This window comes from Gordonia sp. DT30 (assembly GCF_049844915.1).
GTDB lineage: Bacteria > Actinomycetota > Actinomycetes > Mycobacteriales > Mycobacteriaceae > Gordonia.
Genome location: NZ_JBNCLY010000016.1, coordinates 85999 through 107526 on the forward strand (window position 1 = coordinate 85999; position 21528 = coordinate 107526).

General features: G+C 67.3%; 19 protein-coding genes. 8 read left to right on the top strand and 11 right to left on the bottom strand.

The genetic code is table 11. From position 1 onward, the window contains the following. Nucleotides 1-162: 162 nt before the first annotated feature. Nucleotides 163-1029 (bottom strand): SDR family oxidoreductase, encoded by an 867-nt coding sequence (locus ACLQ3C_RS15415; RefSeq protein WP_425705959.1) that lies wholly within the window; start codon nucleotides 1027-1029, stop codon nucleotides 163-165. Nucleotides 1030-1176: 147 nt separating this feature from the next. Between ACLQ3C_RS15415 and ACLQ3C_RS15420 the strand changes: the two genes are divergently transcribed. Next, nucleotides 1177-1617, top strand: coding sequence for a winged helix-turn-helix transcriptional regulator (locus tag ACLQ3C_RS15420; protein WP_425705960.1), 441 nt, complete (start codon nucleotides 1177-1179; stop codon nucleotides 1615-1617). 28 nt (nucleotides 1618-1645) lie between these two features. Here ACLQ3C_RS15420 and ACLQ3C_RS15425 read toward each other — a convergent pair whose 3' ends face one another. From ACLQ3C_RS15425 to add, 4 genes are all read right to left on the bottom strand, one after another. Beyond that, nucleotides 1646-2992 (bottom strand): VOC family protein, encoded by a 1347-nt coding sequence (locus ACLQ3C_RS15425; RefSeq protein ID WP_425705961.1) that lies wholly within the window; start codon nucleotides 2990-2992, stop codon nucleotides 1646-1648. Next, on the bottom strand, nucleotides 2989-3516 hold the full coding sequence (locus ACLQ3C_RS15430) for an RNA polymerase sigma factor (RefSeq protein ID WP_425705962.1): 528 nt from the start codon (nucleotides 3514-3516) through the stop codon (nucleotides 2989-2991). The genes ACLQ3C_RS15425 and ACLQ3C_RS15430 overlap by 4 nt, the downstream gene beginning before the upstream one ends. A 99-nt stretch (nucleotides 3517-3615) precedes the next feature. After that, complete coding sequence (locus tag ACLQ3C_RS15435) at nucleotides 3616-4158, bottom strand: LppP/LprE family lipoprotein (RefSeq protein WP_425705963.1); 543 nt, start codon at nucleotides 4156-4158, stop codon at nucleotides 3616-3618. 144 nt (nucleotides 4159-4302) lie between these two features. After that, nucleotides 4303-5352 (bottom strand): adenosine deaminase, encoded by a 1050-nt coding sequence (gene add / locus ACLQ3C_RS15440; RefSeq protein ID WP_425705964.1) that lies wholly within the window; start codon nucleotides 5350-5352, stop codon nucleotides 4303-4305. A gap of 317 nt (nucleotides 5353-5669) precedes the next feature. Here add and ACLQ3C_RS15445 point away from each other — a divergent pair, with 317 nt between their 5' ends. Further along, a complete protein-coding gene (locus tag ACLQ3C_RS15445) occupies nucleotides 5670-8216 on the top strand; it encodes an ATP-dependent Clp protease ATP-binding subunit (protein ID WP_425705965.1) in 2547 nt (848 codons plus the stop codon). A 160-nt stretch (nucleotides 8217-8376) separates the two neighbouring features. After that, nucleotides 8377-9306, top strand: a complete 930-nt coding sequence (locus ACLQ3C_RS15450; protein WP_425705966.1) for an SGNH/GDSL hydrolase family protein — start codon at nucleotides 8377-8379, stop codon at nucleotides 9304-9306. A 60-nt stretch (nucleotides 9307-9366) separates the two neighbouring features. Here the strand turns inward: ACLQ3C_RS15450 and ACLQ3C_RS15455 are convergent, their stop codons facing one another. The 4 genes from ACLQ3C_RS15455 to ACLQ3C_RS15470 form a co-directional block, all read right to left on the bottom strand. Continuing rightward, entirely contained in the window at nucleotides 9367-10839 is a 1473-nt protein-coding gene (locus tag ACLQ3C_RS15455; RefSeq protein ID WP_425705967.1) for an acyltransferase, read from the bottom strand. Between the two features lie 397 nt (nucleotides 10840-11236). Further along, nucleotides 11237-12514 carry an MFS transporter gene (locus tag ACLQ3C_RS15460; RefSeq protein WP_425705968.1) on the bottom strand — a complete coding sequence of 426 codons (1278 nt, stop codon included), beginning with the start codon at nucleotides 12512-12514 and terminating at the stop codon, nucleotides 11237-11239. 75 nt (nucleotides 12515-12589) lie between these two features. After that, on the bottom strand, nucleotides 12590-13237 hold the full coding sequence (locus ACLQ3C_RS15465; RefSeq protein ID WP_425705969.1) for a pentapeptide repeat-containing protein: 648 nt from the start codon (nucleotides 13235-13237) through the stop codon (nucleotides 12590-12592). A 239-nt stretch (nucleotides 13238-13476) separates the two neighbouring features. Continuing rightward, the gene (locus ACLQ3C_RS15470; protein ID WP_425705970.1) at nucleotides 13477-14130 is read right to left on the bottom strand and encodes a TetR/AcrR family transcriptional regulator; all 654 of its coding nucleotides are present in this window, start codon (nucleotides 14128-14130) and stop codon (nucleotides 13477-13479) included. 315 nt (nucleotides 14131-14445) lie between these two features. Here ACLQ3C_RS15470 and ACLQ3C_RS15475 point away from each other — a divergent pair, with 315 nt between their 5' ends. From ACLQ3C_RS15475 to ACLQ3C_RS15490, 4 genes are all read left to right on the top strand, one after another. Further along, entirely contained in the window at nucleotides 14446-15231 is a 786-nt protein-coding gene (locus ACLQ3C_RS15475; RefSeq protein ID WP_425705971.1) for a DUF1266 domain-containing protein, read from the top strand. Then, entirely contained in the window at nucleotides 15198-16073 is an 876-nt protein-coding gene (locus ACLQ3C_RS15480) for a DUF1266 domain-containing protein (RefSeq protein WP_425705972.1), read from the top strand. Before ACLQ3C_RS15475 ends, ACLQ3C_RS15480 begins: the two co-directional genes overlap by 34 nt. Next, nucleotides 16073-16951 carry a DUF1266 domain-containing protein gene (locus ACLQ3C_RS15485; protein WP_425705973.1) on the top strand — a complete coding sequence of 293 codons (879 nt, stop codon included), beginning with the start codon at nucleotides 16073-16075 and terminating at the stop codon, nucleotides 16949-16951. The genes ACLQ3C_RS15480 and ACLQ3C_RS15485 overlap by 1 nt, the downstream gene beginning before the upstream one ends. Before the next feature lie 259 nt (nucleotides 16952-17210). Then, complete coding sequence (locus ACLQ3C_RS15490) at nucleotides 17211-18305, top strand: alpha/beta hydrolase (RefSeq protein ID WP_425705974.1); 1095 nt, start codon at nucleotides 17211-17213, stop codon at nucleotides 18303-18305. Between the two features lie 62 nt (nucleotides 18306-18367). Here ACLQ3C_RS15490 and ACLQ3C_RS15495 read toward each other — a convergent pair whose 3' ends face one another. After that, entirely contained in the window at nucleotides 18368-18520 is a 153-nt protein-coding gene (locus tag ACLQ3C_RS15495; protein ID WP_425705975.1) for a DUF1059 domain-containing protein, read from the bottom strand. Then, nucleotides 18517-19158 (bottom strand): cholesterol catabolism transcriptional regulator KstR, encoded by a 642-nt coding sequence (gene kstR / locus ACLQ3C_RS15500; RefSeq protein ID WP_425705976.1) that lies wholly within the window; start codon nucleotides 19156-19158, stop codon nucleotides 18517-18519. Before kstR ends, ACLQ3C_RS15495 begins: the two co-directional genes overlap by 4 nt. 127 nt (nucleotides 19159-19285) lie before the next feature. On the opposite strand from kstR, the gene ACLQ3C_RS15505 reads away from it, so the two are divergent. Continuing rightward, a complete protein-coding gene (locus ACLQ3C_RS15505) occupies nucleotides 19286-21454 on the top strand; it encodes an acyl-CoA dehydrogenase family protein (protein WP_425705977.1) in 2169 nt (722 codons plus the stop codon). Nucleotides 21455-21528 lie beyond the last annotated feature (74 nt).

A 21528-nucleotide genomic window follows, 5' to 3' on the forward strand; every position in this document is an offset into this window, starting at 1 on the left:
GTCCCCCATGGACCACTGGCACACACATGGCGACCAGTCAATCACGCGGCCATACGTGGGGAGGGTGCCGGCGCGGATCAGTCGGTGACGCGGATCAGTCGGTGGCGCGGATCAGTCGGTGACACGGATCAGTCGGTGACACGGATCAGTCGGTGACACGGATCAGTCGGTGGCGGCCAGGCCCGTCCGCAGCACCTCGGCCAGCGGAGTCGAGGAGCGCCCGATCAGTTTCTGTAGATCGGTCGAGTCGGAATCGAGGGCGCCCGTGGCGACTCCGGCATCCGAATCGGCGAGGACCGCGGCCATCGGTGCCGGTATGCCGGCATCGGTCAGGGCCGCGGCATAGTCGGCTTCGGCGAGGTCGCGGTAGCCCACCGGCCTACCGGAGATCTCTGCGATCGCCTGCGCGATCTGGGCATATGTGAGGTGCTCATCGCCGGCGAGTTCGTAGACCTCGCCGCCGGTCGCGTCGACGAGTGCCGCCGCCGCGGCGGATGCGTAGTCGAGGCGGGACGCGGCCGCGATCACTCCGTCGCCGGCGCTGCCGAACAGGGTCCCGGTCTCGACCGCCGTGGGGGCCGAGGCCAGATAGTTCTCCCAGTACCACCCGTTGCGCAAGAACACCGAGGGAATGCCGGAATCGTTGAGCAGCTCTTCGGTGGCGACATGTTCGGTCGCCAGCGAAAGCGGTGAGGTGTCGGCGCGCAGGATGCTGGTATAGGCGATCAGTGCGACGCCCGCGGCCTTTGCTGCCTCGATCACGTTGCGGTGCTGATCAACTCGCTGCCCCACCTCCGAACCGGACACCAGGAGCAGTCGCTCGACACCGGACAGTGCTGCGCGTAGAGCGCCGGGGTTGCCGTAGTCGGCGGTTCGCACGTCCACGCCTTTGGTACGCAATGGCGCCGCTTTGGCCGGATCGCGGACGATGGCGACGACATCAGCGGCGGCGACGCCCCGATCGAGCAGTGCGCGCACAGCGGCATCGCCAAGTTTTCCGGTTGCTCCGGTGACGGCGTAAGTGGTCATGACTTCTCCTATGTCCGCCGCGGGGCGGCGTTCGAGATCAACGGCTTCTCAAACATAATGCACTTACGATTAGTGCTGCGCAATAGAAGCCAGGGTGCACAGACGAAAAGTTAGCGCCGGCGGTATGTCTTCCCTAGAATGACGGCCATGAGTTCTGCACTCGAGCGAGACACCGACGCCGCGGCAGGCGCGGCGGATGCCGAGGCCGCCGACGCAGGGTTGGAGGCCGACGTCTTCGCCCGCGACTGCGGATCCCGCGACATCCTGCAGAACGTGACCAGCCGCTGGGGTGTGCTGGCGCTTGCGGCACTGGCCGAGGGGGACCTGCGTTTCAGCAGCCTGCGTCGACGGGTCGACGGGGTCAGCGAGCGGATGCTGTCCCAGACGCTACAGACGCTGGAGCGTGATGGATTCGTCACACGTACTGTGCTGCAATCGATCCCGCCGAAGGTCGAGTATTCGCTCACCGACCTCGGTGTCGAGGCCGCCCAACGACTGCGGGCGCTCATCGACCTGGTCCAGGGCAATCTTGCGGTCGTCGTCGAGGCGCGGGACGCGTACGACGCGTCGCACCCCGGGCCGCGATAGCGTCGCGGCACGGGGCGGCGGCCCGCCCTCAGAACAACTGGCCGAGGTAGAACTGCGCACCCTGATCGTCGGTGCAGCGCGCCGTCATTCCGTAGGCCTGCCGTTCGGGCTCGTCGAGCACCGTGCCGCCGGCCGTGCGGACGCGGGCCACGGCGGCGTCGATGTCGGCGACGTTCCACATCGGTACGGTCATCGTGCGGTCGGCGCCACCGGCGATGCCGACCTGGGGATGTGCCCCGTCGACCTCCCAGCCGTCGCCGATTCGTCCGGCGGTGAAGCGCCAATCCAGCACCCGCCCATAGAAATCCCGGAATCGCGCGGAGTCGGGTGTGTGCACGGTGAGATACGACATCGCGCCCGGAGTGCGTGGATGCTGGTCCGGACGGGGCTCCGCGGTGCCGGGCACGTGGACGGCGAAGGCGGTGCCCTCGTCGTCGGTGGCCTCCATGACGCGGTAGCCGTCGCGCGCGACGGTGCTGACCTCACCGGCCCGGCCGCCCGCGGCGAGGATGTCGGCCCGCGCGCGATCGAAGTCGTCGACCGCGTACACGCAGTACAGCGTGCCTGCGGGCCCGTAGCCGTCACCGTCGAAGATCCCGAGCCGATGACCGATGTTGGTCACCTGGCGGGTCTGCGGGTCGTACTCCCAGCCGAGGACCGTGCCGTAGAACCTCGCCGCGCGGGCGCGGTCGGGGGTCTGCAGCGACATGTAGACGATGTCGCCGGGCCGGATGCGGTCGGTGACGCCGACGGCCGAGCTCACCGGGCCGGTGAGCATCCACCGGTGTCCGAAGGGATCGACGATGGTGGCGTTGCGGCTGCCATGTGATTCGTAGACCTCGCGGGTCACCGCCGCGCCACCGCGCTGGGCGCGGACGAGTGCGGCGTCGGTGTCGTCGACCGGCAGCATCAGGCTCACCGAGACGCCGCCGGGTTGCGGTGCGCGCAGACCCATGTCGGGAAACTCGTCGGCGAGATAGACGGCGCCGCCGCCCATCTCGAGTTCGGCGTGGCCGATCCGGTTGTCGCCCATGCGGATCGGCTCACCGCGCACTCGGGCACCGAGATGATCCCGGTACCAGTCGATCGCCGCGGCGGCGTCGCGGACGGTGAGGTAGGGCAGCGCTCCGGGGCGTTCGACCGGGGACGGGGTGGTCTGCTCGGGGGCCGTCGACGACGCGGTGAGGTCGTCGATCATGGTGTCGGACATGATGATTCCGTTCGGAAGAGTGGACCCGCGCGCCAGCCGGTCCCGCAGTCGGGCGGCAAAGGCCGGGTCGGGGGCCACCGGCTCGTCCCACCCGGGTGCATCCGAGGCGCGCAACACGGTGAACGGGTCGGCGCCCGGGCCGAAGCCCGCGTCGTCGTGAATCATGCGCGTCCTCCTTCCCGGATTCGGCGGGACGGTTGGTCGGGGTAGGCCGCGCGGAAGGCCCGCTTGGCCCGGGTCAGCAGTGCTTCGGTGGCGCCGATGGTCCGGTCGAGGATCTCGGCGCACTCGGCGACGGGGAGGTCGTCGACGTAGCGCAGGGTGAGCGCCGACCGATGGATCGGGGCCAACTGCGCCAGGGTGTGGTGGGCGACCAAGCGGTCGAGGTGCGCGTCGGCGAGATCCTCGCCGGGATGTTCGGGCAGGTTCTCGACGGGCTCGGGAGTGCGTTGCGCCCGCCGCCAGTGATCGGCGAGCTTGTGCCGCGCGACGCCGATCAGCCACGGCACGCTGGGCACGGTGCCGGGATCGCGCCGCACGGTGTCCATCGCGGCCAGAAACGTCTCCGAGGTCACGTCCTCGGCGATGCGCTGGTCGGCGCAGCGTCGCACGACGAACCCATAGACCGCGGGCAGGGCCGCGTCGTAGACCTCGAGGAGAGCCCCGGGGCCGCTGTGTTCGCCACTCACACCCTCATCGTCGTCGCCGATGCGCGAAACCCGACGCCGGATCGCGAAAAAAGTTGCCGGCGCCGGGCTCCCCGACGATTGCGGTGTGGGTCGAGCCGGTCAGGCCGGCGGGAAGGATCCGAGTCGGATCACGTTGCCGCCGAGCGCAAATGCGGTGACGTCGGTCGGCCCGCCGCTCGCGCAGCAGAATGCGTCACCGGGACGCAGCCAGCGGTATCGTACCGTCACGTAACCGCGTGTCCCGCCGGCGATCGAGGTATAGGAGTAGGGCTTGGGGTCGACGGTGCCGAGGAACCGTCCGTTGCTGAACAGCAGGACCCGCGACTGATAGGTGGCGTCGCCGACCCCGTTGCCGTTGACCAGCATCCAGTCGAGATCGCAACCGCCCGATAGCGGATTGGTGCTGGCCCGGGCCGGCTCCCAGCTCCCGCCGTTGACGTCGCGCCCGATCCGGGACAGCGAGTCGCGGGCGAGCGGCGAGTTGATGTCGAAGCACAGTCCGTGGCCGCTGCCGTATGGGGCGGCCGACGCCGTGCCGGTGCCGAGTGCGGTGGCCGACACCGTGCCGGCGAGCGCACCGACCACGGCGAGGCAGAGTACGAGAAGTCGTTTGATCCTGAGCGAGATATGAGTGGGTGTCATGATGCGGCCTTCCTGGTTGTCAGGTTCCCGACCTCGGAAGTGGGCTTCCGTATGGGTGTGATCGAGGGCCGCGGCAGTCTCGTTAGCGTTGCGTAAGGATTGTCATTCGAGCGTTATACGTGCCGTCGGCCGATGTCAGGCGCGTCAGCCGGTGAAACCGTCGACGTAGGCGTCGATGTCGGCGAGATACCCGGCGCGCTGCTCGTCACCGATCCAGGAGATGAGAAACGAATTGCGCGCCAGGGTGATCACCTGCTCGGTCGACAGTGAGGCATGCTTGGCGAGTGCGGTGTAGTTACCCGCCACATACGCACCGAAGTACGCCGGGTCGTCGCTGTTGACCGTGACCGGCACGCCGCGGCCGAGTAACTGCGTGATCTCGGCCGATTTCATGTCCGAGGTGACGAAACCGTTGGACACCGGACAACACGTGAGGCCCAGCCCGCGGCGGGCGACCTCGTCGACCAGGTCGTCGTCCTCGACCACGTTGGTGCCGTGATCGATCCGTTCGACCCCGATCTCGAAAACCGCCTGGCGGATGTGCTCGATGCTGTCGGGCTGATCGATGTCGCAGTGCATCGTCAGGTGCATGCCCGCGGCACGGGCCCTGGCGAAGACGTCGGCGAACTTTGCCGGCGGATTGTCGCGCTCATCGGAATCGAGGCCGACGCCGACGACCATCGCGGTCAGTTCCGGTGACGCCAACAGTGCGTCGAGGGTCGCCGCCGCACTGTGGTCGTCGCCGTCGGCCGGCAGATCGCGCAGGAAACACATGATCAGGGCCGCATCCACCCCGAGCCCGGCGGCGTCGACGGCGGCCCGGTGGTAACCGCCGACCACGTCGGCCAGGGGCACGCCGCGTGAGGTGTGTGCCTGCGGGTCGAAGAACATCTCCACGTGGACGACGCCCTCGGCGGCGGCCCGCTGCAGGTAGGTGTAGGCGAGGTCGTAGAAGTCCTGTTCGCGTTCGAGCACGGTCATGGCCGGGTAGTAGACCGCGAGGAAGTTCGCCAGCGAGTCGAACCGATAGGAGGCGCGGACGTCCTCGATCGTCGTCTGGTCCAGACGGACACCATTGCGCTGCGCCAACGCCAGTTTCAGTTCCGGTTCCAGCGTGCCCTCGAGGTGCACATGGAGCTCGGCCTTGGGGAGTCCGGCGACGAATGCGGGCGTGGGCGTGGCAGGTGCGGGCATGACCGTCACCCTATGAGCAAGCGGCCGGCGCCGCGCCGCCACCTGCGTTCGCTCTGGGCGTAGCCCTGGGCGCGCCGAGCCGGAACATGCCCGTGTGCTGGGCGGTTGTACCGCGCAGACCCCCGTCGTCGGCGTCTGATCGATGACTTCTGGTGGGCGTTAACTGCAGGTGCACACCGCACGACCTCTAGAGTGGAACCAAGCTGGTCGTCGTGTAGCCCGACACCATCTGCAGTGGTCGCCCATCAAGGTCACCGATCACGGTGGTGACACCGGAACGCGGGCGACCGGGGGCGAAAGCGAAATGAGGGAGAACAATGTTCGAACGGTTCACCGACCGCGCTCGGCGGGTTGTCGTGCTCGCCCAAGAAGAGGCGCGGATGCTCAACCACAACTACATCGGTACCGAGCACATCCTGCTCGGCCTGATCCACGAGGGCGAGGGAGTGGCCGCCAAGGCGCTCGAGTCGCTCGGCATCTCCTTGGAGGGCGTGCGCAGTCAGGTCGAGGAGATCATCGGCCAAGGGCAGCAGGCGCCGTCGGGGCATATCCCGTTCACGCCGCGCGCCAAGAAGGTGCTCGAGCTGTCGCTGCGCGAGGCGCTGCAGCTGGGCCACAACTACATCGGCACCGAGCACATCCTGCTCGGACTCATCCGCGAGGGTGAGGGCGTCGCCGCGCAGGTGCTCGTCAAGCTGGGCGCCGACCTCAACCGCGTGCGCCAGCAGGTCATCCAGCTGCTCTCCGGCTACCAGGGCAAGGAGCCGCAGGAGGCCGGTACCGGCGGGCGTTCCAGCGAGTCCGGCACCCCGTCGACCTCGCTGGTCCTCGACCAGTTCGGCAGAAACCTGACCGCCGCGGCGTCCGAGGGCAAACTCGATCCCGTCATCGGGCGCGAGAAAGAGATCGAGCGGGTCATGCAGGTGCTCTCCCGCCGCACCAAGAACAACCCGGTGCTGATCGGTGAGCCCGGCGTCGGCAAGACCGCCGTCGTCGAGGGGCTCGCGCAGGCCATCGTCAACGGCCAGGTGCCCGAGACGCTGAAGGACAAGCAGCTCTACACCCTCGACCTCGGTTCGCTGGTCGCGGGCAGCCGCTACCGCGGTGACTTCGAGGAACGCCTGAAGAAGGTCCTCAAGGAGATCAACACCCGCGGCGACATCATCCTGTTCATCGACGAGCTGCACACGCTCGTCGGCGCAGGTGCCGCCGAGGGCGCGATCGACGCGGCGTCCATCCTCAAGCCGAAACTCGCCCGTGGCGAGTTGCAGACCATCGGCGCGACCACCCTCGACGAGTACCGCAAGTACATCGAGAAGGACGCCGCCCTCGAGCGCCGGTTCCAGCCGGTGCAGGTCGGTGAGCCGTCGGTGGAGCACACCATCGAGATCCTCAAGGGTCTGCGCGACCGCTACGAGAGCCACCACCGCGTGTCCATCACCGACGGTGCCCTCGTCGCCGCGGCGACTCTGGCCGACCGCTATATCAACGACCGGTTCTTGCCGGACAAGGCGATCGACCTGATCGACGAGGCCGGTGCGCGCATGCGCATCCGCCGGATGACCGCACCGCCGGACCTGCGTGAGTTCGACGAGCGCATCGCCGAGGCCCGCAAGGAGAAGGAAAGCGCCATCGACGCGCAGGACTTCGAGAAGGCCGCCGGGCTGCGCGACAAGGAGAAGCAGCTCGTCGCCGAGCGTGCCGATCGTGAAAAGCAATGGCGCAGTGGTGATCTCGACGTCGTGGCCGAGGTCGACGACGAGGAGATCGCCGAGGTGCTGGGCAACTGGACCGGTATCCCCGTGTTCAAGCTCACCGAGGAGGAGACCACCCGTCTGCTTCGCATGGAGGACGAGCTGCACAAGCGGATCATCGGCCAGGAGGACGCGGTCAAGGCCGTGTCGAAGGCCATCCGCCGTACCCGTGCCGGCCTGAAGGACCCCAAGCGCCCGTCGGGCTCGTTCATCTTCGCCGGCCCGTCCGGCGTCGGTAAGACCGAGCTGTCCAAGGCGCTGGCCAACTTCCTGTTCGGCGAGGACGACGCGCTCATCCAGATCGACATGGGCGAGTTCCACGACCGGTTCACCGCGTCGCGCCTGTTCGGTGCGCCTCCCGGATACGTCGGCTACGAAGAGGGCGGCCAGCTCACCGAAAAGGTGCGCCGCAAGCCGTTCTCGGTGGTGCTGTTCGACGAGATCGAGAAGGCTCATTCGGAGATCTACAACACCCTGTTGCAGGTCCTCGAGGACGGTCGTCTCACCGACGGCCAGGGCCGCACGGTCGACTTCAAGAACACCGTGCTGATCTTCACCTCGAACCTCGGTACCGCCGACATCTCGAAGGCGGTGGGACTCGGCTTCTCCAAGGGCAACGATGCGCAGTCGAATTACGAGCGGATGAAGCTCAAGGTCAACGACGAGCTCAAGAAGCACTTCCGGCCCGAGTTCCTCAACCGTATCGACGACGTCATCGTCTTCCACCAGCTCACCAAGGACGAGATCATCCAGATGGTCGACCTGATGATCACCCGGGTCGAGACGCAGTTGCGGAACAAGGACATGGCCATCGAGGTCACCGACAAGGCGAAGGCGTTGCTGGCCAAGCGCGGCTTCGATCCGGTGCTCGGTGCGCGGCCACTGCGCCGGACGATCCAGCGCGAGATCGAGGACCAGCTGTCGGAGAAGATTCTCTTCAACGAGCTGACCCCCGGACAGATCGTGCTGGTCGACGTCGAGGGCTGGGACGGTGAGAGTGAGGGTGAAGACGCCAAGTTCACCTTCGTCGGCTCCGACAAGCCGCGCGAGCTACCCGATGCCCCCGTCGAGCTGAGCAAGGCCGGCGACGCCGGCAGCGACGCGAGCTGACGCCGGTACCCATCCATCACATCGCGAACACGCCCGCCGCATCCGAAATCGGATGCGGCGGGCGCGTTTCTGGCATCTGTGTCCGGTTCTGAGCCGAGAGACGAATTCAACTCGGGGCGATCGTCGCAACCCGCGCGATCGTGTGTGAAACTGTACGACGATGTCTCGAGTCCTCATCGGCCGTGTTGCGACGGCCGTCGCCGCGTTGGCTGCTGCCGCCGTCGTCGTACTCCCCGGGAGTGCGACGGTGCCGTCGGCGGCTGACTCGACGACGGTACAGACCGCCGCTCAGCGTCAGCCCGAGGCCGTTGCCACGACCGCTGCTGCGCCGCAGAAGTACGTGGCGCTGGGAAGTTCGTACGCGTCAGGGCCCGACGGGCTCGACTCCGTCGGTAACCGGTGCCTGCGCAGTCCGGACAACTATCCGCATCAGGTCGCCGCGGCGTTGAACATGAGCCTCGTCGACGCCACCTGTTCGGGCTCGACCACCGACCACATCCTCGACCGGCCACAACGGTTCGTCCGGCAACCTCAAATCGATGCAGTGACCCCCGGAACGTCCTTGGTCACCATCACCACCGGCGGCAACGATGTCGGCTACGTTCAGCGCCTGACGGCGATGGGCTGCCGCAATTCGGCGCACGACGCGCTGAAGGCGGCCGCGGAGCGGATCTGTGGTCTGGGGCGGCGGATCTCCCCCGAGCCCGATTACGAACGTTTCGCCGCGGTCGAGCAGAAGATGATCGAGACGGCGTTCGCGGTGCGGACGCGGGCTCCCGCCGCCCGCATCGTATTCGTGGACTACCCGCCCGTGGTCGTGGCCGGCGGCCCGACGTGCGCGAAGCTCGCGCTGTCGCCGGAAGAGGTCGACGCGACGATCCGGGTCTACGACGAACTCGCGACGGCGACCGCCGAGGCGGCCCAGATCTCCGGGGCCGAGATCATCCGAACCGCCACAGTCGGCGCAGAGCACACGGTGTGCTCGGCCGACCCGTGGCTGCGTGGCTTCGAGCTGCCGGTGCCGTATCACCCGAACGCGGCAGGCAAGGCCGGTGTCGCGCAACTCGTCATCGACGCGCTGCGTCGATGATCTGATCGGGTCACCGCGCTGATCGGATCACCGACTCAGACTGCCGGCCGGGCCGGGGTGTCACACGGTTTCTTCGACGAACTCCGCGTCGCGGTGGTGAAGCTGTCGCCAGTAGACCAGGGCCATCGAGAACACCAGGAAGGCGCCGGTCGCGGCGATGAGGTTGCCGACCCACCAACCGAAGCCGAGGCGCACGACCAGTCCGATGACGATGCCCGCCACGCCGGCCAGGGCCGAGGTGCCGGCGTTCTGGCTACGCCAGTCGATGCGGTTGCGCCCGGTGGTGATTAGGCTGATCGGGCTGCGGCGCAACGTCTCGACGATGAACACGGTCACCACGACGGTTGCGAGGTAGGCGAGGATGACGCGCGGCAAGGCCGGGATGGACTCGGCGTCGATCCGGGGGAGCAATGCGTACAGCGCGAGCGCGTGGGCGAGGTAGATGCCGAAGGAGCGATCCGACGCGGTCTTCATGAATCGGTCCGGGATCGAGCCGGGGTGTCGGCGTTCCTGCCAGATCGTGCCGATGCCATACAGGATCACGATGATCGCGATGAACGACCACATGTTGTGGAGCATGAAGACGTTGGTGGCGCGGAACAGGTCCTCACCGCGGTCGACCACATACAGGTAGTAGAGCCACGTCGCGACGATCACCGCCGCGCTGAGCCCGATGAGGTACCACCGAAAGCGCTTCATGAACGCCTGGAAGGCCTCATAGTGCATGGCGGCAACGCAGCCGGCGAGAATGAAGAATTGGTAGGGGATGACCGTCACCACGAGGTGGCTCCAGATCTCGCCCTGCACGCCCCAGGTGAAGAATGAGATCGGTGCACGCACCATCGCATACATCATCACCATCTGGAAGATGAAGCTCACCGCAAGCAGGTAGCGGTGAGAACCCCAGGTGCGCTTGAGAATCCACAGCACCAGCGGGAACAACAGATAGATCTGCATACTCACCGACAGGAAGTACAGGTGGTACGACGCATTGCCGGTGATGAGGTCGTAGACGATCGACTTCACCGATCGCTTGGCGGCGTCGAAACTGTTCCACCCGTCGGCGACCGCGCCGACGCCACCGAAGTGGTAGCGGACGAAGAACCAATAGAAAAGACTCCACACCACGAACGGAAGACCGATGAGCTTGTAGCGGCGCTTCCAGAACGGGACGGCCTTCAGTTCGCGGTTGCGGTACTGATACGTCAGGACGAAGCCGGTGAGCGTGAAGAAGCCGTAGCGGGTGTAGCGCAGGAACACCTCGACCGCACCGGCGGCCACGCTGGTCGGCGCGGTGACGCTGAGCATCACGTGATCGAGGATCACGCTGCCGAAGGTGACGAGCCGGACCAGATCGATCTGGTAGAGGTGCTTGTCGCGTTTGACGGGCGCGGGGTCGGCGCTGTTCGCCGGACGCGAGGAGCCCGCTTGTGCGCTCACCGCCGCCTGTCCGTCCGCCGTCTGTCCGTCCACCGCCTGCGCGTCGACTGCCTGTCCGGCCACCGCCGGGGGGCCCACCGATTGTTCGGTCATCGACTCGGGGTCACGGCGACCGTTGCCGGGTGATTCCGGCTTCGAGCGGGGTCGCTTCGTGGACGCCGGGGTACCGGTCGATGGCTGTTCGGTAACGATCGGAAGTCCTCCGTCCAATTCTTCGCACGTCGCAGAGGGTGAGGCTACTCCCTGTCGCTGGAAGTTCCGAAGTCGGCCCGAGCGGTCACTCGGTCTGTCAGAGGCGTTCGACGCGGTGGCGTGACCACCGGGCGACGGTGGCCGGTTCGGGCTGCGTCGTTGCCATCGTGTCACCAAAACACCTGGCAGAGGTGCAACCCGGGCACGGTGTTTTGCCCGGTGCGGCCGGCGCAGGGCACGGTACTCATCGCCCGGGCGGCGTGAGATATTCCACTGCGACGGCGTGTGCGGGAGAGACTCAGGTGTTCGGTTCCATCCGGGGCATATGAGGTCCGCGTCGCCGGTGCACCGCAAGCCCGATGCCCGCCGCGACGAAGCACGCCGCAGCGCCGACGGCGAGGCCGGTGCGGGGTCCGGCCGATTCGCTGATCCATCCGATGATCGGGCCGCCGATGGGCGTCGATCCCATGAATGCCACCGACCACAGTGCCATCACGCGGCCGCGCATCTGCGGCTCGCAATTGAGCTGCAGGGTCGCGTTTCCGGTCGACAGGAAAGACACACTGAGCCAGCCGACGAAGAACAGGGCGAGTATGGCCATCCACAGATGCGGAACAAATGCGGTGACGGCGATGGTGATGCCGAATCCGACTGCGGCGAGGATCAGGGTGCGCAATCCGGTCGTGCCGCGCGCAGCGACGAGAAGACCACCGACGACGGCACCGGCCCCCATTGCCGACGTCATGAATCCGAAGGCCTGCGGCCCGCCGTCGAAGACATCCTTCGCCGCGGCCGGCAGCGAGACCTGGAATTCATAGGCGAGGGTTCCGACCAGTGCCATCATCACCAGCGGTACCCACAGCAGCCGACGTCCGGCAACGTAGCGCAGGCCTTCGCGGAGCTGTCCCTTACCGCGCTTGACCGGAACTTCCACGGAGATCTCGGCGGTGCGCATCGCCAGCAGCGACGCCACCACGGCGACGAAACTGGCCGCGTTGATCGCGAAGCACCAGCCAGACCCGACCGCGGCGAGTACCAGACCGGCGACGCCCGGGCCGACCGCCCGCGCGGCGTTGACCATGACCGAGTTGAGGGTCACCGCATTGCGGATGCGGGATTCGCCGACGATCTGATGGATGAAGGCCTGCCGCGCCGGATTCTCGAAGGCGTTGTTGAGGCCGAGGAGCACCGCGAGGACCCCGACCTGCCACACCTGCACCCAGCCGCCGAGGGTCAGCACCGCCAGCACCGCGGCGAGGGCACCCATGACCGACTGCAGCACGACCATGAGTCGGCGTCGGTCGACCCGATCGGCGATGACGCCGGCATAGGGCCCGAAGAACAGGACGGGCAAGGCCTGCAACGCGACGATCAACCCGAGTACCGCCGCCGAGTCGCTCAGGGTCAGGACCAGCCACGCCTGTGCGGTGGCCTGCATCCAGGTGCCGACCAACGACAATGCCTGCCCACCGAAGTAGAGGCGATAGTTGTGGATTCGCAGCGACGAGAACATGCCTCGATCGGGGTCCGCCGACGCAGAAACGGTGGCGCTCAGCTCGTTGCGGTCGTCGGACATCCGTCCCAGTCTAGGACGGCCCACAGCTTGCGACGGACACCGTCAGCAGTCGCAACCGGCGGGACGCGCGCCGGACTATTCGACGCGAACGCCGATATGGGCGGCGAACGTACCGGCGAATTCGATGAGTTGGCTGTCGTCGATGACGGCGCCACGCAATCCGTCGAGATGCCGCAGGCCACCGACTCGTGCACCACGAAGGTCGAAATCGGACAGGTGTGCGCGGTGGGTGTCGATCGCGCCGACCGAAGTCCCGTCGAAGGCCATCCGGGTCACCGTCGCCTCGCCGAGGTCGAGTTCGCCGATGGTGCAGTCCCGGAACACGACGTCGCGGACGTCGGCGCCGCGCAGGTTCACCAGCTCGAGTTTGCAGCCGGTGACCACCATCGTCCGGATTCGGGCGTCGAAGAGGTCGAACGCGCCGATCCGGCTGTTGTCCAGGCGCAGGTTACGAAGGAAGCTGCGGGGCAGCGACAACCGCGGTACCTGCAGGTGGGTGAACAGTGAGTCGGCAATGCGCGCGGAGGTGAGATCGGCGCCGTCGAGAGTCGCCCCCCGCAGCTCGCAGTCGGCGAGCGAGAGGCCCATGAGAGCGCGGTCGGTGAGGTCGATCCCGTGAAATGACGCCCCCTCGATCTCGGCGTCCGCAATCAGGTCGGCCGCATCGCCGGCCTCGTGGTCGGCCGGTGTGTGCGGCTCGATGCGTGGGGGCCGGACGGCCATTGGTCTGCGCTCCTGGGTTCTCGGTGGCGATCGGTCGGTGACTGGGGCATAGGTCTCGGGAAAGGTTGGGTCTCGGGAAGAATTGTTGCGGGTCGAGCCGCGACAGCGTGGCGCGATCGAACTTCGTGAAAATGCCTCTGTCGCAACGGAATACCGCTATCGGGATGTGATCGGGTGAGGACCGGCGGCGCGGTGTCGGTCGGGGCTGTGTGGTCGGGGCGGTGTGGTCGGGGCTGTGTTTAGTCGGGGAGTTCGGGGAGCGGCGGAAGCGGGCGGAACGCGATCTCGTGCGCTTCCTCGTCGGACAGGCCGAATGCCCTCAGCATGTATTCGGCGAAGACACTGTCCGGATTGTCGGAGCCGTCCCCGCTCAGCTTTGCCTGAATCGTGGCGAGGAGACCACCGAAGTAGATGGCGGTCGCCACCGTGGCATCGGGGATGGAGAACCGTCCGGCCTCGACGCCCTTGCGTACATCGCGGCGGTGCAACGGCCCGATGGTGTTGCGGAGTTCCTGCTGCCCGATCCCGAGCCGAACCAGCAACCAGCCCCAGAGTGGATCGCCGACCGCGCTGGTGACCATGTGACGCATTGCGCACGAATTGATCTCGGCGGGATCGGTCATGGGCTCGGTCAACAGGTCGAGGCGCGCACCGAGTGACTCGAGGGCGTCATGCACCACCGCCGCGGTGATCTCCTCGCGAGTCTGGAAGTAGTTGTAGAACGTGCCGGTCCCGAGGTCGGCGCGCTCGGTCACCGCGGTGACGGTGAGGCCTTCGGGGCCTGCGGTGGCAAGGAGTTCGGCCGCCGCCGAGACCAGTTTTCCGCGATTGCGTGCGCGCTGGCGTTCGGTGCGACTCCGTGGTGTCGACGACGTCCCCGTTTCCCTGCCCATGGGGGCCAGCGTATCGGCCTGATTCGGCGCGCGAAATCGCCGGGTATTCCGCCGGTAATACGCGACCATCATATTTGTCAACGTCATCGGGTCGTGCCCAGCTCTGCGGAGGTTGCCGCCGAGTAAGAATCGCGGGCAACGGAAAGGGCGGCTGCACAATCTGTTCGCCGAGTCTGGAGTGAGTTCATCGGCGCGGCACGGCCCGCACTGATCACTCGTCGTCGCATCAAGGGTGAACGGCACGTCCTGGGGCGGTGCGATAAGTTCACTCGGGGGCGCTGAGAGTCACGCTCCGCGTCTGTCGAGGAGCAGCTCGTGACACCTGGATTCGCACCGCCGATCCTGACCTCGCCGAACGGTCCGACGCACGGCCCGCACGCGGCGGTCCTCGCGCTCGGCACGCCGCTCGCGGTCGGACTGGGTGTGTTCTGGAACAGTCCGGAACGCCCGGGCGCCCCGGCCGGAGTCGTCGAGGCATCAGTCGAGGAGAAGATGACCCTGGCTCGCCGCTGGCAGATCAACAGCACCGCCACGTGGCTGACGGTCACCGACCGGTTGATCCGCGGCGAGCACATCCGGGAACAGGCCGCGGAGACGGCCCTCGACCTGCGCGACGAAGTACTCGAACGGAGCGGTGCCGCCTACCTCGACGTCGACGACTGGCTGCGCGCGATCAGCGACCACGCCGAGCAGGCCGGCTGGGAGCCCGACCGCACCGATCTCGTGATGCGGCTGGCGGTCAAGGCTTTCTACGCCGAACAACAGTTGGCCGCCGACGACATGCTGCCCGCAGGCGAACGCGTCGTGACGATGTTCGGCCACGACCTGGCGACTGCCGCCTACCTGACGCAGGCGGGCGCACGGATGGGATATACCGACCCGGCCACCGTGCAACAGATGGTCGATGCCATCGGGCACAACGCTTCTGGCGTGTTCGGTTCGTGGGCGTCGTTCGCCGCGTCGTACGCGATGGCCTCGACCATGCTGTACGGCGGCTATCCGGTCGACGAACCGTATACCGGCGCGGTGGCGGTGATGAAGCTGCTCGGGACCGATCCGTTGAGCCCGTGGACCAACGTGCCGTTCCCGGGCCGGCCGTGATCGACCGCGGCATGGTTCGCGGCACCGCGAACACCAGATACGGCGCCGGGGTGTACGCGGCGGCGACGTCGACCGTCGTCACCGACCCGAACGGCCCGCTCTACGACGAGCATGCGCAGGCGCTCGCCCTCGACGCGATGTCGGCCGTCGACGGCGGGACCGCCTGGAACAGTCTCCTGATCAGTGGGTTGTCGACGTATGAGGCGCGAGTCATTCTGTCGCGCAACCACATCGACAGCACGGCGGACTGGGTGGCGCACCTCGGCGAGTGCCTCGAACCCCGGGTGTTCGGCGACCTCGGGTTCGTCCTGGGCGCCCGCGCCGAGATGATGCGGCGCGACGGCCACACCATCGGCCTCGACCATTGGCTGGGTGAACTGCACGAGTTCCTGTCGGCAGGCGAACAAGATCGGTCCGCGCACGACGCCGTCGAGAGCCTGTGCCCGGCCGTGGCCGAGGTCGACGAGTGGATCGCCGAGACGGGACTCCTCCCCGAGGGCACGGCATTGCGCTCGCTGACCGGGATGCAATGCGCGCGCGTCGTAACGGCGGTCCGCTGGGGTGAGCAGTCGGGCTACGGCGACCGGGCGGCCGTCCGGCAGGGGCTGCTCGCCGCACGTGACCTGGCCGGCGCAGACTTCGCCGACTGGGCCGAGTTCGGCACGTCGACTCTCGCCGGGTGGGTGCTGCATGAGGCGCCGGAGCGGCGTCGTGCCGCGTGGGACGCCGGACTCTCCGCACTCGCGACGCTGCTCACCGCCGTCGAGAGCCCGTGGCGCAACCTCGACTTCCCGCTGACCGCAGACCTCACCGGTCTGCCCGACTGGTTCGGAGACGACTGATGGCCTTCCGGCGCCGTTTGCGACAAGCGGCCGACGATGCGGCACAAGACGACTCGCCACGAGAATGGGGCGCGAAAGACAGCCCCGAGAAGCTCGCCGATGTGATGGCACGCGACTTCACGTCCGCGGCACTGCCCGTCGACGTCGACGGCTACCTGTACGGCCCGGTCGCGCAGGGACTGGCGATGTCGGGGCCGATGGTGGCCGCCAACAGCGGCAGGTGGAACTCGTTGACCGACATCGGCGACCTCACCCCCGGCAACGTGAAATACATCCTCAACGACGTGTGGGGCATCGAGGACGCCGAGGTGTGGATGGATCGCCTCAACCGTCTGGTGTCCTCCCGATACGGCGACTCGGTGGCCTACCACGCCGCCGACATCCGCCGCGCCGCGCGAGCGACCCGCGACGTGCCGACGCTCGACGACGCGACCTGGGAGCGCGCCCTCCGGGACGAGGCCGCGCGACTGGAGGCATCGACCGAATACGCCGATGTGCTCGTCGCCTCGATCCCGGGCATCCGCGCAGCCGAGGAAACGCTCCGCCGAGCCCGCCTCCTGGCGCCCGACGAAGAGGTCGAAGCACTCGACGCCTACGACTACGTGCGCGCCGGAAACCTGGCGCGCTGGGGTGTCATCGAAGGCTGGGGCGACATCAACATCGTGCGCAACGTCGCGCTCGCGTCGCGGGACTCCGCGATCGAGCACTATTCATCATGGCGCGCATACGGATTGGGTATGAGCGCGGGCCGTATCGTCACCTACCCCGACACCTGGGGCAAAGAAGTGGTCGCCGTCATCGAATGGCTCCGCCCCTTCCTCGACTCCGTCCACTCACCGTGGAATCATCTCCCGTTCCCGACCGAACCGCTCCAGTAGCGGGCGCTGCTCTGTACCGACGTCCGTCGCAGATCACTCCCTGTAGCAACTCCCGTGCGACCCGGATGGTCCGCCCGTCTCGCAGACGCCTGCGGGCAAGGCCATCATGTGTGTGTCCGGAGCCACCAGCCCGACCTGGCAATACGGCCCCTGATGGTGCATCGTCACAACTGGCTAACAACCTCTCCCACGATTTCCGGGTCAGCGGCCACGAGAGCTACGCTTGTTACGAATGTGACTGATGTGATTTAAGGGGCAAATGGTGCGTAGCAGTTGGATGCGAGTCCTGGCGGCGATGACGACCGCCGTGGCCGTCGGTGCTGTCACCGGCGCGGGTGTCGGTGTGGCGGACACCGACCCGGCACCCACCGCCACATCCCCGGCCGCAGAGTCGGCCACCCCGACCAACCCGGCGAATCCCGCACCGATGAACTCGTCGAAGATCCAGACGCTGGTGCATGATTCGCCGCAGCAGGTCACCGCGATCGTGTACTCGGCGTCGATGAACAAGCTGATTCCGGTCACCATCCTGCTGCCCAAGGACAAGAGCAAGCCGGCCCCGACGCTGTATCTGCTCAATGGTGCCGGTGGTGGCGAGGACTCGGCGACCTGGGCAGCCAAGACCAGCTATGCGCAGTACTTCGCGGACAAGAACGTCTACGTGGTGACCCCGATCGGTGGCGCCTTCTCCTACTACACGGATTGGCAGAAGGACGACCCGGCGCTGGGACGCAACAAGTGGACGACCTTCCTCACCAAGGAGCTGCCGCCGCTGATCGACAAGCAGTTCGATACGACGGGCACCAACGCGATCGCCGGTATCTCCATGGCCGGGACCTCGGTGCTGAATCTGGCGATCGCGGCTCCGGGCCTCTACAAGTCCGTCGCCGCCTACAGCGGCTGTGCCCGCACCAGTGATCCGCTGGGCCTGGCCTACATTCGCATGGTTGTCGGCGACCGCGGGCACGGCAACATCGTCAACATGTGGGGTGTGCCCGGCGGCCCGGGCTGGGTGGCCAACGATCCGTACGTCAACGCCGCAAAACTCAAGGGCACCAAGGTGTATATGACCAGCGGCAGCGGCCTGCCCGGTCCGAATGATCAGCTCGGTTCGCCGCTGATCAACGGCGATCCGGTGACCCTCGGCAACCAGATCGTCATGGGTGGCGTCATCGAGGCGGCGGTGAATCAGTGCACCGAGCAGATGGCCCAGCGCATGAACGAACTCGGCGTCGACAACAAGGTCATGTTCCGCCCCACCGGGACCCACTCGTGGGAGTACTGGGAGCAGGACCTGCACGACACGTGGCCGATGATCGCCGCAGACCTCGCCGCGCGTCCGGCCACCCGATGATCAGGGCATACCGTCAGCCGCTGTGAGGCCGCGAGGTCCGGCGCCCACTGGGCCATGAAAGCTCAGTAGGCCATGAACAAGATCTCGTCGCGGGAGTACTCGTGGTCGGGATGGTTCTCGGCGAGGTGTTTGCGGACGTTGTCGACGAGCTCGTCCTCGGTGGAACCGCGCAGCATCTCGCCACATGGGCAGGTGAGACGGGACTTTGTCTTCATTTCTGGGTCACCCGATCCTTGAGGAGTAGTCGGACGGTGAGTTCGAGGCGGTTGGTGACATCGGTCGCCGATGCGCGGCGGGTGAGCCACTGCACCAGGTTCGACATCCACACGTCGGCGAGGACGCGGGCGATGGCGAGGTCCTCGGCGGTGGGTTCACCCTCGTCGACGATGGCGCCGGCGAACAGCCGGTCGATGATGCCCGCGACCTGATCGACCTCGGCGGTGGCCGAGGCGTCGGCGAACATGAATGCGCGGGTCATCGCCTCGGTCAACAGCGGATCGCGTTGCATGGCGAAGGTGATCATGTCGAGGACGTGCCGCAATCGCTCGACGGAGTTCTCGCCGCGGAGCTGTGATCGGTCGACGCGGGACTCGACGCGCGCCAACTCGCGGGCCAGCGACGTCACCAGCAGGTGGACCTTGGACGGGAAGTAGCGGTAGAGCGTGCCCACCGCGACATCGGCCTTCTCGGCCACCGTGCGCATCTGGACGGCGTCGTAGCCGCCCTTGGACGCCAGGGTCAAGGTGGCGTCGAGGATTCGACGCCGTCGGTCACGCTGCGCCGCGGAACCGGATTCGCCGCCGGTGTCGGCGACGAGTTCCGTCGCGGTTGCGGCGTTGTCAGATGCAGCCATGTGCTCTCGGACATCCTCACGTCGTCGGTGTGCTGTCTTGCGGTTGGTGGGTACCGAACAGGCGACCCTCATGGCATATTAGAACAGGTTCTATTTCTTGGTCACCTTTCGACACCGAAGGATCTCCGTGACTCTCGCCACGTCCGCCGAACAGCTCGCCGTCTGCGACGCCATCGCAGCCTGGGCGGCGCAGGTCGGCACCGCAGACATCGCCCGCGCCCAGATCGACAAACCCGGCAGTGACGACTGGTCGGAATTGTTCCACCAACTGGCCGAATTCGGGGTGTTCGCCGCGGCGTTGCCGGAAACTCACGGCGGTCTCGGTGCGAGCTTCGCCGACGTCGCGGCCATGCTCGAGCGCTGCGGCCATGATCTGGTGCCCGGGCCGATCGGGGAGACGGTCGCGACGGCACTGGCACTCGGCCTGAGCGACGATCCGCGTGCCGAGGGGCTGCTGGCCGCGGTGAGCGCGGGTGCGGCCCCGGGCGTCGTGCCGGTCATCGGGGCGCCGATCGCCGAGATCGGCGACCACCTCGACCTCATGGTGGCCGGCTACGTCGATGATGCGGTGCTGCTCGTGCCCACCACAGCCGGCTGGCGCATCGTCGCGCCGCGGACCGGGACCCGTGAGGTCAGTGTGGAGGTGCCGGTGGACGGTGCCACCCCTGTCGCACGGGTGGCGATCGATGGACTCGGCGCCGACGACGTCATCGCCTGCGGTGACGCCGAGCTCATCACCGGGGTACTGGCGTTGGTGCGCAACGCATTTCAGAGCGGCGTCAGCCGGTGGGCCCTCGATACCGCCGTCGACTATGCGAAGGTGCGCACCCAATTCGGCGTGCCGATCGGATCCTTTCAGGCGATCAAGCACATCTGCGCCGACATGCTCTGCCGCACCGAGCAAGTCGAGGCGGCCGCGTGGGATCTCGCCCGCGCCGTCGATGCCGCGGCCGCGGCGCCCGACGGTGACGACCACGAGAGCACGCGTGCACAACTGGCGCTGAGCGGGTTCGCCGCCGACGTCCTCGTGGCAGACCTCCCGGCCGCGATCACCAAGGACTGCATCCAGGTACTCGGCGGCATCGGCTTCACCTTCGAGCACGACGCGCACCTGTACCTGCGCTCGGCGCTGGCGGTGCGTGCCCGCCTCGGGCAGGGGCATTCGGCCCGCACCGAGCTGGCGCGGCGTGGCCTGCAAGGTGACCGCCGCGACTTCGACATCGATCTGTCGGCGGTCGAGGATCGCCGCCCCGAGGTGCGGGCCATGGCCGAAAAGATCGTCGCCACACCGGAAGCCGAGCAGCGCCGCGTCCTCGCGGAGTCGGGCTACCTCGCCCCGCACTGGCCGCCGCCGCACGGCCTCGGTGCCGACCCGGCGCTGCAACTGCTCATCGACTCCGAATTCGAGCGCGCCGGCGTCGTGCGTCCGGACCTGGTGATCGGTGCCTGGGCGGTTCCGACCATCCTCGAGCACGGCACCGAAGCTCAGCGAAAGCGCTTCGTCGCACCGACACTCGCCGGTGACATCGTGTGGTGCCAGTTGTTCAGCGAGCCCGAGGCGGGCTCCGACCTCGCATCCTTACGGACCCGGGCAACACGCGTCGACGGCGGCTGGACACTGACGGGGCAAAAGATCTGGACCTCGCAGGCCCACCATGCGCAGTGGGGAATCTGCCTGGCGCGCACCGGTGGTGACGATGTGCCGAAGCACAAGGGCATCACGTACTTCCTGGTCGACATGAGCGCTCCGGGCATCGACATCCGCCCACTACGGGAACTCACCGGCCGCGCGAACTTCAACGAGGTGTTCGTCGACGACGTGTTCGTGCCCGACGACTGCGTGGTCGGCGACGTCGGCGGCGGCTGGCGGCTGGCCCGGACGACACTGGCCAACGAGCGGGTCGCGATGGGCGGATCGGGTCTCGGCAAGGAGATGGACGCGCTGCTGCGCCAGATCGACGCGATGCCGCGGGAACCGAGCGCCGCCGAGGCGGCCGAGCTGGGACGGCTGGTCGCCGACGCCCACATCGGACGCGTCCTCGATGCGCGGGCCGTCACCCGCCGACTGGCCGGCCACGACCCCGGCGCCCTGTCGAATGTCCGCAAGCTGATCGGCGTCGCACATCGGCAGTCGGTGCCCGAGTTCGCGTCCGACCTGCTCGGTGTGGGCGGCATCGCAGCGAGCGACGCCTCCGACCTCGCTCTGCAGAACCGCTGCCTGTCGATCGCCGGCGGCACCACCCAGATCCTGCGCACTGCCGCAGCCGAACGCATTCTCGGACTGCCCCGATCCTGACCCGGCAGCAGAGGCCGAACCCGCAGATCGTGTGGCAAAGGCGACCGCCGGAAGACCATCTCTGATACAACTAG

What these genes read in the sequence shown, in the direction of transcription:
- ACLQ3C_RS15415 (WP_425705959.1), bottom strand. Translation starts at nt 1,029, where the DNA reads ATGACCACTTACGCCGTCACCGGAGCAACCGGAAAACTTGGCGATGCC.
- ACLQ3C_RS15420 (WP_425705960.1), top strand. Translation starts at nt 1,177, where the DNA reads ATGAGTTCTGCACTCGAGCGAGACACCGACGCCGCGGCAGGCGCGGCG.
- ACLQ3C_RS15425 (WP_425705961.1), bottom strand. Translation starts at nt 2,992, where the DNA reads ATGATTCACGACGACGCGGGCTTCGGCCCGGGCGCCGACCCGTTCACC.
- ACLQ3C_RS15435 (WP_425705963.1), bottom strand. Translation starts at nt 4,158, where the DNA reads ATGACACCCACTCATATCTCGCTCAGGATCAAACGACTTCTCGTACTC.
- add (WP_425705964.1), bottom strand. Translation starts at nt 5,352, where the DNA reads ATGCCCGCACCTGCCACGCCCACGCCCGCATTCGTCGCCGGACTCCCC.
- ACLQ3C_RS15445 (WP_425705965.1), top strand. Translation starts at nt 5,670, where the DNA reads ATGTTCGAACGGTTCACCGACCGCGCTCGGCGGGTTGTCGTGCTCGCC.
- ACLQ3C_RS15450 (WP_425705966.1), top strand. Translation starts at nt 8,377, where the DNA reads ATGTCTCGAGTCCTCATCGGCCGTGTTGCGACGGCCGTCGCCGCGTTG.
- ACLQ3C_RS15455 (WP_425705967.1), bottom strand. Translation starts at nt 10,839, where the DNA reads ATGACCGAACAATCGGTGGGCCCCCCGGCGGTGGCCGGACAGGCAGTC.
- ACLQ3C_RS15460 (WP_425705968.1), bottom strand. Translation starts at nt 12,514, where the DNA reads ATGTCCGACGACCGCAACGAGCTGAGCGCCACCGTTTCTGCGTCGGCG.
- ACLQ3C_RS15465 (WP_425705969.1), bottom strand. Translation starts at nt 13,237, where the DNA reads ATGGCCGTCCGGCCCCCACGCATCGAGCCGCACACACCGGCCGACCAC.
- ACLQ3C_RS15470 (WP_425705970.1), bottom strand. Translation starts at nt 14,130, where the DNA reads ATGGGCAGGGAAACGGGGACGTCGTCGACACCACGGAGTCGCACCGAA.
- ACLQ3C_RS15485 (WP_425705973.1), top strand. Translation starts at nt 16,073, where the DNA reads ATGGCCTTCCGGCGCCGTTTGCGACAAGCGGCCGACGATGCGGCACAA.
- ACLQ3C_RS15490 (WP_425705974.1), top strand. Translation starts at nt 17,211, where the DNA reads ATGGTGCGTAGCAGTTGGATGCGAGTCCTGGCGGCGATGACGACCGCC.
- ACLQ3C_RS15495 (WP_425705975.1), bottom strand. Translation starts at nt 18,520, where the DNA reads ATGAAGACAAAGTCCCGTCTCACCTGCCCATGTGGCGAGATGCTGCGC.
- kstR (WP_425705976.1), bottom strand. Translation starts at nt 19,158, where the DNA reads ATGGCTGCATCTGACAACGCCGCAACCGCGACGGAACTCGTCGCCGAC.